Here is a 12,779-nt window from a genome sequence, read left to right as displayed (position 1 = left end):
ACTAATTAGTCTAAAATTTCAGTTACCTGACCAGCACCTACTGTACGTCCACCTTCGCGGATTGCGAAACGTAAACCTTCGTTTAATGCGATTGGTTGTAATAATTCAACTGTAATAGTTAAGTTATCTCCTGGTAAAACCATCTCAACTCCTTCTGGTAAGTTGATTTCCCCTGTTACGTCAGTTGTACGTACGTAGAACTGTGGACGGTAACGGTTGTGGAATGGAGTGTGACGACCACCTTCTTCTTTAGTTAAGATATAAACCTCAGCTTTGAATTTTTTGTGTGGTTTAACAGATCCTTGTTTCGCGATAACCATACCACGACGGATGTCAGTTTTATCAACACCACGTAATAATAAACCTACGTTATCACCAGCTTCACCTCTATCTAAGATTTTACGGAACATTTCAACACCTGTTACAGTAGAAGTTAATTTTTCTTCTCCCATACCAACGATGTCAACTGGATCCCCAGAGTTAATTACACCAGCCTCGATACGTCCTGTAGCAACAGTACCACGACCTGTAATAGAGAATACATCCTCTACTGGCATTAAGAATGGTTTATCTTGATCACGAACTGGTTGCTCGATCCACTCATCAACATTGTTCATTAAGTTCAATACAGTTTCAACCCATTGAGGCTCACCGTTTAATGCACCTAAAGCAGATCCTTGGATAACTGGAGTGTTATCTCCGTCATATTCGTAAGAAGATAATAAATCTCTTACTTCCATTTCTACTAACTCTAATAACTCAGCATCGTCAACCATATCAACTTTGTTTAAGAAAACAACGATACGAGGAACGTTTACTTGGCGACATAATAAGATGTGCTCACGAGTTTGAGGCATTGGACCATCAGTAGCAGCTACTACTAAGATACCACCATCCATTTGAGCAGCTCCTGTAACCATGTTTTTTACATAATCCGCGTGACCTGGACAGTCAACGTGTGCGTAGTGACGGTTAGCAGTTTCATACTCTACGTGAGATGTATTAATTGTAATACCACGCTCTTTTTCTTCTGGAGCATTATCGATTTGATCGAAAGCTTTTGCTTCTGAATAACCAGCATCAGCTAATACTTTAGTAATCGCTGCAGTCAAAGTTGTTTTACCGTGGTCAACGTGACCAATAGTACCAATATTTAAGTGCGGCTTATTACGGTTGAAAGTTTCCTTTGCCATTTTACTTTTTATTAATTTCTATTGTTATACTTAAATTAAAAAAATAACTTTAAATTATTTTCAAGTGTAAAAATACACTTTTTGATTTATATAAAGATATTAATTTTTGACTCGCGTTAACCTTGGTTTAAATGAGTTTCAACAACTACTTAAAAGATTAACTATACTGGACGAACCAGAATTTGAGCGGGAAACGGGACTCGAACCCGCAACATTCAGCTTGGAAGGCTGACGCTCTACCAATTGAGCTATTCCCGCATTCACTTCTAAAAAGCTTTGCAAATTTAAAGATTAAATCCTAAACCACAAAAAATTTTAAAAATTAAGTTTGTGGGGAGAGCAGGATTCGAACCTGCGAAGGTTACCCAACGGATTTACAGTCCGTCCTCGTTGGCCGCTTGAGTATCTCCCCGCCTTACTTTTTTGTTCTTCTAAAAACTTTGAGCCGATAGAGGGACTCGAACCCACGACCTGCTGATTACAAATCAGCTGCTCTAGCCAGCTGAGCTACATCGGCATTTTTGTTTTTAAAAGCGTTATTTAAAAGAACAGTCCGTTAAATATGTTTGTTTAACGGACTGCAAATTTACGTTGTTTTTTGAATTAACCAAATTTTTAGGTTCTTTTTTTAGTCAATTCGTTATTTTTTATCTTTCGCTAATCTTTTCTTTTTTTCTGATAATTAATTTTTTTAATGTATCTACCGCCAAATCAATACATTCCTCAAAAGACTGTCCTGTTTTACTCACAACAATGTCATCTCCTGGTACTTCTAACTTAATATCAACTGTCTTGTTATTTTTTTCTGCAGTATTCTCTAACTTAAAAGAAACATTCGCTGCAATGATTTTGTCTGACAAAGTTTCTAATTTTTCTAATTTTTTCTCTAAATACTCCTCTAAACCTGGTTTAGTATTGAAGTTTACTGCTTGAAAGTTAATTGTCATAATTACTCTTTTTTGTTCTCACGCGGGTGAGCTTTGTTAAACACTTTTTTTAAATTTTCTATACTCCCATGTGTATAAATTTGAGTCGATGACAAACTTGAATGCCCTAAGATATCTTTTACCGCATTCAGATCTGCTCCGGAATCTAACATATGGGTCGCAAATGAATGCCTCAGCATATGAGGACTTTTTTTATGTTTTACGCTTATAAGACTAAGATAGTATTTTACTTTCGAATAAACAAGATTATCATACAAAGGTTTTCCTTTTTCTGTTACAAAAACATTTGTACATTGTAAGGTAATTTCGTTATGTTTTCTGGTATTGTAATTCGCCAAATCTTCTAACAGAAAGGTCGAAATAGGAATTATACGTTCTTTGTTTCTTTTTCCAAGAACTTTTATAGAAAGTGTATTCGGATCGATATCATTTTCTTTCAAACCAATTAATTCGGCACGTCGAATTCCTGTTTGATACATTACATCAATCATTAACCGATCACGTAAACCTTCGAATGTATCTGGAAAAAACTCATCATTATTCAACAAATCATTCAACTCTGCTTCTGTAAATGGCACCAAAACCTGTTTATTTTGTTTGAGTGAATGAATTTGTTCGATTGGATTAATGGTAAGATGATTTTCTTTGATCAGATATTTATAAAACGTCCGTAAAGCGCTCAATTTGCGATTAACCGTTTTCTCAGACTTTTCTAATTCTGATAAATGCATCACAAATGCACGAATATGATTTTTTGTTGCAAGTTGTATTTCCGACGAATTTTCTTCTTGTTGATAGAACTCAACAAAATCGTCCAAATCTCTTTTGTAGCTGGTGATTGTTAGCGTAGAATAGTTTTTCTCGAGCGCTAAATAATCTAAGAATAGTTGAATAAATTCCATAAAAAAACCTATTCATCAAAGTTACAACTTTAATAAATAGGTCAACAGAAATTAATTTCTTTATATCGTTTAAAACGGCAATTTATGCTTCCTCCTTTTCGATTAAGGCTTGTTTGTAGATTGCTCTACTCATCTTAATTCTATTTGTAACAGAAGGTTTTGTAAATTGTTGACGTGCTCTTAACTGACGTACAACACCTGTTTTATCAAATTTTCTTTTGTATTTTTTTAGAGCTCTTTCGATTGACTCTCCGTCTTTTACTGGTATAATCAACATAATTTTATCTATTTCTTTTTGAGATGGCAAATATACAACTCTTTAGTAATTAAACAAATCGTTTTGTATTAATCTTTCAAAATATTTCTTCCAATCACTAATTTTTGGATCTCCGTTGTCCCTTCACCGATTGTACACAACTTAGAATCTCGATAGAATTTCTCTACTGGGAAATCTTTTGTATATCCGTATCCACCAAATATTTGAACTGCTTCGTTCGAGATTTTAACACACGCTTCCGATGCATAATATTTTGCCATTGCACCTTCTGTTGTCATTGGTTTTTTATGATTTTTTAAATAAGATGCTTTACGAATTAATAATTCAGAAGCTTCGATTTCTGTAATCATTTCAGCCAATTTGAAGTTAATTGCTTGGAAATTTGCAATTGCAGTTCCAAATTGATGACGCTCTTGTGCATATTTCAACGCTGCTTTGTACGCTCCTTTCGCGATTCCTAAAGATAAAGCAGCAATCGAGATACGACCACCATCTAAAACCTTAAGCGCTTGTTTGAAACCATCACCAACATTTCCTAAACGATTTGCATCCGAAACACGTACATTATCAAAGATTAGCTCTGCTGTTTCCGAAGCACGCATTCCTAATTTATTTTCTTTTTTACCCGATGTAAAACCTGGCGTTCCTTTTTCTATTACAAAAGCCGTCGCGTTATTTTTCGCTTCTTTCTCTCCTGTTCTTGTCATCACAACCGCAACATCACCAGAAATTGCATGCGTAATAAAGTTTTTCGCACCATTAATTACCCATTCGTCACCATCTTTTACAGCTGTTGTAGACATTCCTCCCGCATCAGATCCTGTATTATGCTCTGTTAATCCCCAAGCACCAATCCATTCCGCTGTTGCTAATTTTGGTAACCAACGTTGTTTTTGCTCTTCTGAACCGAATTCTAAAATATGATTTGTACAAAGTGAATTATGTGCCGCTACAGACAAACCAATAGAAGGATCAACTTGCGAAATTTCGTCTACAATAGATACATATTCATCATATGACAAACCACTTCCACCATATTCTTCTGGGACAACGATTCCCATGAATCCCATTTTTCCAAGTTCTTTGAAAACTTCAACTGGAAAAGTTTGAGCTTCATCCCACTCCATTATATTCGGCTGAATATATTGTTTTGCAAAATCTCTTGCCGATTGCGCGATTAATGATAAATTTTCATTTTCTAAGAAATCCATTTTTTTGAGTTTTTTTGTTTTTTTATGACTTTCCTCCAAAAGTAATAAATTTCTATTAAGTGAAAAGTTTTTCTTTTACGATTATTTTTACTCATTAAAAATAATTGACTATCAGCGTGTTTAAGTTAATAATATCCTAAAAAAAAACAAATGTTTAAAGTCATTTTCGGAAATGATATTTGACATTTTAATTCGGATAAATTAATCCGAATTTTGTTTCAGAAATAAAATAAACATTATGAAAAAAGGACTATTAATATTAGGAGCAATCCTTACATCAGCAATCTCATTTGGACAAGAAGCAGGTGAATTGCATATGCGCGTAAGAGCAACAGGTGTAGTTCCTATGGAAGATGCTAAAATTGAAGCTATAGGCGGAAATGTAGCGGTTACAAATAATCTTATTCCAGAAATCGACTTTACTTATTATATTACAAAAAATATCGCAGCCGAATTAATTTTAGGAACATCTAAACACGAAGTTGTTGCGGTAAATACTGCATTAGGAAATTTAGATTTGGGACGAGTAATGTTGTTACCTCCAACTCTTAATGTACAATATCATTTGTATCCAACCAAAAACCTAAAACCTTATGTTGGTGCAGGAATTAATTATACAATCTTCTATGATCAAGGGCAAGGAAAAGGTAGAAACGCAGCTGTAACTAGTGTAGATTACAAAAACAATGTAGGTTTCGGATTTCAATTAGGATTTGATTACAAAATCAATGATAAATTATACTGGAACGTAGATGTTAAAAAATTGTACTTGAATACTGATGTTACAGTTGGTGCAGCTTTAGACAAACAAGTTTATGTGCCAGCAGATGTAGATCTTAATCCTTGGTTAATCAGTACTGGTATTGGTTTCAAACTATTCTAAAATCGACCTTTTATATATATTATGATTTTTTATTAACCAACTAAAAGATCAAAAAGAGAAGCAATTGCTTCTCTTTTTTTATTTAATATGATTTATTTTTACTCCTCCACTCTTTTATCTTCCATGTGATTTGTTCGAAAATATTCTCGAACCGAAACAAAAGTAGGTTCTATATGCACCAAAACATCTTTTACTTGCGGCATTTTAGCTTGTACAGCATCTTTCAGATCATGACTAATTTTATGTCCTTCCACTACCGAAATAGTTCCATCGACTATTGCATGTAAATCCACATAATAATTCATTCCATTCTTACGCACATTACATTTTTCAGTCGCCATAACACCAGGAACATGTGAAGCGATTTCTCTAATTTGCTCAATTTCACTTTCGTACAATTGCTCATCCATAATTTCTCCCAACGCAGGTCGAAGGATTTTGTATGCATTATATAAAATAAAACTTGAAGCAAAAAGCGCAGCAACATCATCTGCTGCCTCCCAACCTGGTCCCATTACCAACGAAATCGAAATTCCGATAAACGCCATTAATGATGTAATTGCATCCGAACGATGATGCCAAGCATCTGCTTTTAGAGAAGAACTATTTGTTTCTACACTTTTTCGCATTACATACTGAAACGATAACTCTTTGAATAAAATAATTCCTCCAAGAACTAACAATGTAAATGGTTTGGGTTGATGATGCGGTGTAATAATATTGGTAATACTTTCTTTTGCAATGATAATCGCAGAAACAATAAGGAAAGTAACCACTAAAAATGTGATTAACGCTTCTGCTTTTCCGTGTCCGTAAGGATGATTTTCATCTGCAGGTTTTGCAGAATACTTTAGTCCAAAGAAAACAAATATAGAAGAAAAAACATCTGCCGAAGACTCGATAGCATCTGCAATAAGTGCGTAAGAATTCCCAAAATAACCAGCTAAAAACTTAATTCCAGCCAAAGAAGCGTTTCCTACAATACTAAAAATCGAAGCTTTGATTGCTTTTTCCGAATTATCATTCATACCAAAAAAATAAGCCCTACAAATGTAAGGCTTATTCTAATTTTATATCTCGAAAATATTATTTTTCTAAGAATGGGTATTTGTAATCTTTTGCAGGAACAAATGTTTCTTTGATTGTTTGAACAGAAGTCCAACGTAACAAGTTCATTGCAGAACCTGCTTTGTCATTTGTACCAGAAGCACGCGCTCCACCAAATGGTTGTTGTCCTACAACTGCACCTGTTGGTTTGTCGTTGATGTAGAAGTTTCCACAAGCATTTTTCAATGCTTTAGCAGCTAATTCTACAGCAGCACGATCTTTCGCGAAGATTGATCCTGTTAATGCGTAAGCAGAAGTTTCGTCAACTAATTTTAAAGTTGCTTCGAATTCATTTTCATCATAAACATAAACTGATAATACAGGGCCGAAGATTTCTTCTACCATTGATTCATATTTAGGATTCGTTGCTTTGATAACTGTTGGTTGAACAAAATATCCAACTGAATCATCATAAGTACCACCAATTACAACTTCAGCTTCTGAAGATGCTTGTGCACGATCGATATATGCTTTAGATTTTTCGAAAGAGTTTTTATCAATAACAGCTGTCATGAAATTAGAGAAATCCTCTGGAGATCCTAATGTAACAGTTTCTAACATTTCTTTCATTTGTTTCTCAACTTCGTTCCATAAGTTAGATGGAATGTAAGCACGAGAAGCAGCAGAACATTTTTGTCCTTGGTATTCGAATGCTCCACGAACTAATCCTACAGCAACTTCTGTTGGACAAGCTGATTTGTGAACTATTACGAAATCTTTTCCTCCTGTTTCTCCAACGATACGTGGATAAGTTCTGTAATTATTGATGTTATCTCCAATTTGTTTCCATAAAGTATTGAAAACTTTTGTAGAACCTGTGAAGTGTAAACCTGCGAAATCTTTGTGTTCTAAAACTGTTTTTGCAGTTTCTGCTCCATCAGTTAAGATCATGTTGATTACACCATCTGGTAAACCAGCTTTTTTGAACACTTCCATTGTTACTTTAGCAGCTAAAGTTTGTTTATCAGAAGGTTTCCAAACTACAACATTCCCCATCAAAGCCATACAAGATGGTAAATTACCAGCGATTGCAGTAAAGTTGAATGGAGTAATTGCGAAAGTAAATCCTTCTAATGGACGATAATCTACACGATTCCAAATTCCTGGAGAAGAAATTGGTTGATCTGCATAAATTTCTGTCATGTATTGTACGTTGAAACGTAAAAAGTCAATCAACTCACAAGCTGAATCAATTTCTGCTTGCATTGCATTTTTAGATTGACCAATCATTGTTGCAGCATTCATTTTTGCACGGTAAGGACCAGCAATCAAATCTGCAGCTTTCAAGAATATTGCCGCTCTATCTTCCCAAGGCATTGCAACCCAAGCTTCTTTCGCTGCCAAAGCTGTATCAATAGCTTTTACAACATCTGCTTGCGTACCTTCGTGGAAATAACCAACAACTTTTTGGTGATCATGTGGAGGACGAATTTCTTTTTTATTTCCTGAAAAAATTTCTTCAGAACCAATGTATTGAGGAACTTCTGTTACCTCGTTAAACATTTTTTTGTATGCGTCTAATAATTGCGCACGCTCTGGCGTACCAGGAGCATATGATTTCACCTCTTCGTTAACAGCGTGAGGAATTTGAGCAAATGATTTTGACATTTTGATTATTTTGTTTGTTTATACTTTTCAAAGTTCAAATTTAAGAAAAATAAATGGAAATGTTTCAGTTCAGATAATTAAGTCTTTTACCACTTTAGACATAAAATTATCCATTATTCTTCCTTTTTATTTTCTTTTTTATCTTTTGTATGAAGAATTTGATTTTCGATATTTTCTAAATATTGAATCTGCATTTCCTGTATTTCTAATAATTTTTTATTCTGATGAACCAATAAATGATCTATTTTTTCACTTAATAATTTTATTTCCAATTCAGCTTTCAAGTTAATTTTATAATCATGTTCGGCTCTATCACGATCTTTATCTTCTTGACGATTTTGACTCATCATAATAATTGGTGCTTGTATTGCCGCTAAACAAGACAAAATCAAATTGAGTAAAATAAATGGATAGGGATCAAAACCTTTGTTGTGCAACATCCAAAAATTAAGAAACATCCAAGCCAATAAGAAAATAAAAAACGAAATAATAAATGTCCAACTTCCACCAAAAGATGCTACTTTATCTGCGATTCTATCGCCTGTTGTCAATGGTTTTGATGAATTTTCTTTTATATTTTCAGAAAGAATAGAATTATCACGAATCGCTTCCACTACATCTTGATCCAATTTTTCCATTTCACCTTTTTCTTGCGAAATCAAATTTGCAAAAAATTGACGACGGTATTTGTTCAATACTTTTATCGAAACATAATCTTCTTCGGTAATTGCTGGATAATCTTGCTCAATCAATTTAAAAATCTCTTGCTGAATTTCTTTTCCTTTTACAGCTTCGTAGCGATTAATTGGTTTTTGAGTTACAAAACATTTCATAATAATCTATTTTAGTCAAAAATCACATAACAAAAAACGCTCCTAAAATTAGAAGCGTTTTAATTATTAAAAGTTATTCGTGTAATAATCGAAATATTTACAATTTGATTTTATTTCTTGATATGTTTTTGTATCCGAATATTGTTTCAAATTTTTAAAATTAGAACGATAATTTGCCACTTTAAACGCTAAAATCTTCTCTTCGTTATCATATTGATTTTCGTACAAACGTTTCAACACAGGATCTTTTGCATTATAAAATCTTCCTTGTTCATTCTTCGACAATGCAAACAAAATTTGCGCTTTCATTTCTTTGTCTTTTGTCGAATCAAATGCTTTTTTCAAATAATTTTCTGAAGGCGTAAAATTATCTACGTAATTTCCTCCCCAACCAAAACTTTTGTAAAAGAAGTTGCTTGTTGCTTCATACTGATCGCCATAATTATTAAATTTTGGTCCATTATAATTGTTTCGATCAAATGTCAACAAATAACGATAATAGCCCAAAGTCGTCGTATTGTAGAAGAAATTCCCCAACAAATAATTCGCTTTTGCAGCTTCTTCGGTATTTTTCTTTGCTATTTTATTCAATTCAATCATCGCATTTGTCAATTCTAATTTTGACATTTTTGGTTTGATAAATTTGAATTCATTCAAATATGGTGTTGCAATCACTTGATTTTCGTCACAATTAAAACATTCAATCTTATTATAACCAAAAATTTTATTCGGAATATTATGATAGCCATCAAACTGATTTTCTACCCAAGTTTTGCTCTCTTTTTCTGTTGTATAATCGTAATCATAAACAAAATAAGCACTTTCTGAGGTATGATATTTTTGATCAATCTTCTCAAATTCTTTTTTTGCCAAATCAAATTTCATTTCACCTAAATACAATGTTCCTTTGAAATCGGCTAAATAATCAGATAATTTGAACTGAATATCCGTCGATTTTTCGGTTCTCCAATCCCATGAACTCGATTTTACTTTTGCATTAATCAAATACTTTTCGAAAGCTGTTTTATTCGATTTTTTATCCAATTTATCCAAATCATTTATAATCGCCCAATCCGGATTTGTGCCTAATTGTGTAATTTCATTGTGAATCAAAAATGCTTTTCCTTTGTCGCCTTGCAGAAAATATCGATTTGCCAAAACATCTAAAATCACATTTTTCAAGTTCATTTTTTGATCATCTTCATCCGAATAATCATATACATCTTCTGGCAATTTTGGATACTCATAATTCAAAATCGACGCATATTTTTGCATCAATTGATTCTCGAAACTATCTGAAATTTTCTTTTGTTCGAAAATCTCTAATAAAATTTCAATCACTTTTTTCTGTTGTTGAAACTCTTTCGATGTTGAATTTACTTTGGCTAAATACGTTTTTGTTTCCGAAAAATTTTTGTTCAATAAATTAAGATATGCCACCGATAAATTCCAATATTCTTTATCATTAGCTTTTGTTGCTTGCGATTTTGCCAATGAAATTAATTCATTAATCTGAATTTCATCTTTCGAATTTTCATCAGAACTTCCATAATAATCGTTATTCGCTTTTACAGGCAAGTACAAATCCGTGTATTTTTTTCGCACTTGCGACGAATCCCAATAATAATTTTCAGGATTTTGTTGCAAATATTCGCGCTCAATTAAATTGATAGAACGTGCAAATAAAATTCTTGCTTGTGGAGCATTTACATCATTAGCAATAATTTTTTTTGCAGGCGCCAACGGATTCGAAAAATCGTTATAACCAATCAACAAATACAAATCATTTTTTTCTTGAATCGTTTTGGCATTGGCTAACATTTTCTCATAATTCAAATCTTCTGTCACGCGCATCGATTGATAAGCACTCATTTTTCGATCATTTGAATGAGAAAAAACTTCGAAAAAGTCATAATTCGCCTGAATATAATTTCCAAGTGCACGTTCTGCTCCACCTTTTTGATCTAATGCATAATAGTACATCGAATTTTTAAGTCCTTGCGACGCCACATACATGTTAAAATAATTGATGGCATCTTTATATTCATGGAAATAATGGGCAAAACGCACCAATTGATAACCATAACGAGTTTTTAATTCTTTGTCCGTTTCTGCATTCCAACTTTTCTTTAGAACCTCAAGAACTTTTTTATAATTTAGATTATTGACATTTTTCTCTGGACGATCGACATACGACCATTCTCCATTATCGATGTAATAAAAAGCCATGTAAGGCTCTAGGTACTTAGCATACGACAGATAAAGTAAACTTTGTTTATTCTTTTTTACCCAATCTGTTGTCGCAAAATTATAGTTCGCATTGGATGATTTTCCATTCTTTATCATCAAATCAATTTCTTGTTTCGATGCTTTAAAAACCAACTCATACGCCTTTTCATAGCTAATTCCCAACGTTTTTTGCCAATCCAAAATATTTTCATTCTTTTGATTTGCATCCATCGTATAATATGGATTATCCAACGTCATCAAAAATGGCTGATATTGCGGTGCTTCGCTTAATGTTTGCGAAAAAAGATTGTAGTAATAATAATCTTCTCCACCTCCATCAGCACACGCAAATGCTTTGGTCAAACCAAAAGTTAGGCATAAAGTAAGTACTATTTTTTTCATAATTGTGTTGGTATTGTTTTCAAAAATTTTGAGTCTAAATGATAATAAATCAAGCGATAATTGTAAGATAATTTTGTATCGATAAATGATTTTGTTTCAACTAATAATTCGGGAGAAATCGTTTCAACTTTTATTGTAAAACCTTTGCTCACATAAAAATTTCGAACAAAAAAATCATCTTCCACTTCATAAAATCCATTTCTGATTTTCTTTACAGGTTTTCCTATCAAATCTTGCTCCGAAAAGGAATTGATTAATTTTATTCTTCCTTGATGATTTGTCAAAATTGCCCATGAATAAATTGGCAAAGCAACATCTAATTTGATTGGATAATCGTTTAAATTCTTCAAATAATCTTTCGCTATTTTCAAATCTAAAATCGAATTATTTTCAGATTGATCGGTTGGATTTTCGGTTGCATAACACATCAAAACCATTTTATCCAAAGGCGGAATACCTTCTTGATCTTTAAATTTAACTTGATGCAAACGCAAAGTTGCCGAAAGTTTTTTGCCCGAAATATGTTTCAATTCTGACAAAAACGTAAAATAATTTTCGCGCGTAGATTTTGTCCAATCGCAATCTATCTGAATTTCTTTGAAGTTTTTCAGATTTCCTCTTTCAGCCGTTTCACTCAAAAAATTATACACATCTTTTGCTAAAACTTTCACTTGATCTTTTGAAGTATTCAGAAATGTTTGATTGGTAATAAAAACCGTCGGAATATAATTGACGTTGAGTTTCGTTGCATCAAAATTTTGAATAATTCCAACCGGAGAAATTTTATTCAGTTTTTTATCTACATCAAAAAATCGAACGTAAACATTTTCCACTTTCAACGAATCAACCGCTTTTTTTTCTGTTTCGTTTACCGAATAATTACTTCGCCAATAATAAAAATCAATCGGCGACTTTTTGGTTTTGGAAGTACATCCAACCAAACTAATTATCGTAAATAGTATTAAAAATCTGAATAAAAATTTCATACTCAAATTTAACTCAAAATCTACAAAACACAATCGATAAAAATAGTGAGATTTTATCAAATTAATTGTCGAAATTTATCCTTCATAATATTTAACTTGATTAAACTTTTTAAAAAATCACCACATAGATATATAGAAATAGTTAAATATTTAATTTAGAAATCAGTAGTTTGCTCATAGTTTTTCATCTTTGATGAAATT

Annotated in this window: 11 protein-coding genes and 3 tRNA genes; 1 reads left to right on the top strand and 13 read right to left on the bottom strand. The window is 32.8% G+C overall.

From position 1 onward, the window contains the following. Nucleotides 1–5 precede the first annotated feature (5 nt). From tuf to B4A23_RS13025, 8 genes are all read right to left on the bottom strand, one after another. Nucleotides 6–1,193, bottom strand: coding sequence for an elongation factor Tu (tuf, locus tag B4A23_RS13060; RefSeq protein WP_038331067.1), 1,188 nt, complete (start codon nucleotides 1,191–1,193; stop codon nucleotides 6–8). A gap of 185 nt (nucleotides 1,194–1,378) precedes the next feature. Then, a tRNA-Gly gene (locus B4A23_RS13055) sits at nucleotides 1,379–1,451 on the bottom strand. A gap of 73 nt (nucleotides 1,452–1,524) precedes the next feature. Then, nucleotides 1,525–1,605: transfer RNA gene (locus B4A23_RS13050), tRNA-Tyr, on the bottom strand. Between the two features lie 31 nt (nucleotides 1,606–1,636). Beyond that, nucleotides 1,637–1,710 (bottom strand) — tRNA-Thr (locus B4A23_RS13045). A 130-nt stretch (nucleotides 1,711–1,840) separates the two neighbouring features. Next, nucleotides 1,841–2,140 carry a ribosome hibernation-promoting factor, HPF/YfiA family gene (gene hpf / locus B4A23_RS13040; protein WP_038331066.1) on the bottom strand — a complete coding sequence of 100 codons (300 nt, stop codon included), beginning with the start codon at nucleotides 2,138–2,140 and terminating at the stop codon, nucleotides 1,841–1,843. Nucleotides 2,141–2,142: 2 nt separating this feature from the next. Then, nucleotides 2,143–3,042: a tyrosine-type recombinase/integrase gene (locus tag B4A23_RS13035; protein ID WP_038331065.1), complete on the bottom strand. Its 900-nt coding sequence runs from the start codon at nucleotides 3,040–3,042 to the stop codon at nucleotides 2,143–2,145. A gap of 82 nt (nucleotides 3,043–3,124) precedes the next feature. Then, entirely contained in the window at nucleotides 3,125–3,319 is a 195-nt protein-coding gene (gene rpsU / locus B4A23_RS13030; protein ID WP_038331168.1) for a 30S ribosomal protein S21, read from the bottom strand. A gap of 68 nt (nucleotides 3,320–3,387) precedes the next feature. Next, nucleotides 3,388–4,530, bottom strand: a complete 1,143-nt coding sequence (locus B4A23_RS13025) for an acyl-CoA dehydrogenase family protein (RefSeq protein ID WP_291120670.1) — start codon at nucleotides 4,528–4,530, stop codon at nucleotides 3,388–3,390. Between the two features lie 238 nt (nucleotides 4,531–4,768). Here B4A23_RS13025 and B4A23_RS13020 point away from each other — a divergent pair, with 238 nt between their 5' ends. Next, entirely contained in the window at nucleotides 4,769–5,413 is a 645-nt protein-coding gene (locus B4A23_RS13020; protein WP_180905816.1) for an OmpW/AlkL family protein, read from the top strand. Between the two features lie 98 nt (nucleotides 5,414–5,511). Here the strand turns inward: B4A23_RS13020 and B4A23_RS13015 are convergent, their stop codons facing one another. The 5 genes from B4A23_RS13015 to B4A23_RS12995 all read right to left on the bottom strand — a co-directional run bounded on the left by B4A23_RS13015 (nucleotide 5,512) and on the right by B4A23_RS12995 (nucleotide 12,578). Further along, the gene (locus B4A23_RS13015; protein ID WP_291120668.1) at nucleotides 5,512–6,441 is read right to left on the bottom strand and encodes a cation diffusion facilitator family transporter; all 930 of its coding nucleotides are present in this window, start codon (nucleotides 6,439–6,441) and stop codon (nucleotides 5,512–5,514) included. Nucleotides 6,442–6,499: 58 nt separating this feature from the next. Then, complete coding sequence (gene pruA, locus B4A23_RS13010) at nucleotides 6,500–8,128, bottom strand: L-glutamate gamma-semialdehyde dehydrogenase (RefSeq protein WP_291120666.1); 1,629 nt, start codon at nucleotides 8,126–8,128, stop codon at nucleotides 6,500–6,502. Nucleotides 8,129–8,241: 113 nt separating this feature from the next. Continuing rightward, a complete protein-coding gene (locus tag B4A23_RS13005; protein WP_282629824.1) occupies nucleotides 8,242–8,961 on the bottom strand; it encodes a DUF1003 domain-containing protein in 720 nt (239 codons plus the stop codon). 66 nt (nucleotides 8,962–9,027) lie between these two features. After that, a complete protein-coding gene (locus tag B4A23_RS13000) occupies nucleotides 9,028–11,592 on the bottom strand; it encodes a hypothetical protein (protein WP_291120664.1) in 2,565 nt (854 codons plus the stop codon). Continuing rightward, complete coding sequence (locus B4A23_RS12995) at nucleotides 11,589–12,578, bottom strand: hypothetical protein (protein WP_291120662.1); 990 nt, start codon at nucleotides 12,576–12,578, stop codon at nucleotides 11,589–11,591. The genes B4A23_RS13000 and B4A23_RS12995 overlap by 4 nt, the downstream gene beginning before the upstream one ends. Nucleotides 12,579–12,779: the final 201 nt, after the last annotated feature.

This window comes from Empedobacter sp. UBA7248 (assembly GCF_002472945.1).
Classification (GTDB): domain Bacteria; phylum Bacteroidota; class Bacteroidia; order Flavobacteriales; family Weeksellaceae; genus Empedobacter; species Empedobacter falsenii_C.
The sequence above is the reverse complement of the archived record's forward strand: the minus strand, read 5'-3'. Positions and strand labels throughout refer to the sequence as shown.

Bases quoted from the DNA above. Each gene is read 5' to 3' on its own strand.
- tuf (WP_038331067.1), bottom strand. From the start codon at position 1,193: ATGGCAAAGGAAACTTTCAACCGTAATAAGCCGCACTTAAATATTGGT.
- hpf (WP_038331066.1), bottom strand. From the start codon at position 2,140: ATGACAATTAACTTTCAAGCAGTAAACTTCAATACTAAACCAGGTTTA.
- B4A23_RS13035 (WP_038331065.1), bottom strand. From the start codon at position 3,042: ATGGAATTTATTCAACTATTCTTAGATTATTTAGCGCTCGAGAAAAAC.
- rpsU (WP_038331168.1), bottom strand. From the start codon at position 3,319: ATGTTGATTATACCAGTAAAAGACGGAGAGTCAATCGAAAGAGCTCTA.
- B4A23_RS13025 (WP_291120670.1), bottom strand. From the start codon at position 4,530: ATGGATTTCTTAGAAAATGAAAATTTATCATTAATCGCGCAATCGGCA.
- B4A23_RS13020 (WP_180905816.1), top strand. From the start codon at position 4,769: ATGAAAAAAGGACTATTAATATTAGGAGCAATCCTTACATCAGCAATC.
- B4A23_RS13015 (WP_291120668.1), bottom strand. From the start codon at position 6,441: ATGAATGATAATTCGGAAAAAGCAATCAAAGCTTCGATTTTTAGTATT.
- pruA (WP_291120666.1), bottom strand. From the start codon at position 8,128: ATGTCAAAATCATTTGCTCAAATTCCTCACGCTGTTAACGAAGAGGTG.
- B4A23_RS13005 (WP_282629824.1), bottom strand. From the start codon at position 8,961: ATGAAATGTTTTGTAACTCAAAAACCAATTAATCGCTACGAAGCTGTA.
- B4A23_RS13000 (WP_291120664.1), bottom strand. From the start codon at position 11,592: ATGAAAAAAATAGTACTTACTTTATGCCTAACTTTTGGTTTGACCAAA.
- B4A23_RS12995 (WP_291120662.1), bottom strand. From the start codon at position 12,578: ATGAAATTTTTATTCAGATTTTTAATACTATTTACGATAATTAGTTTG.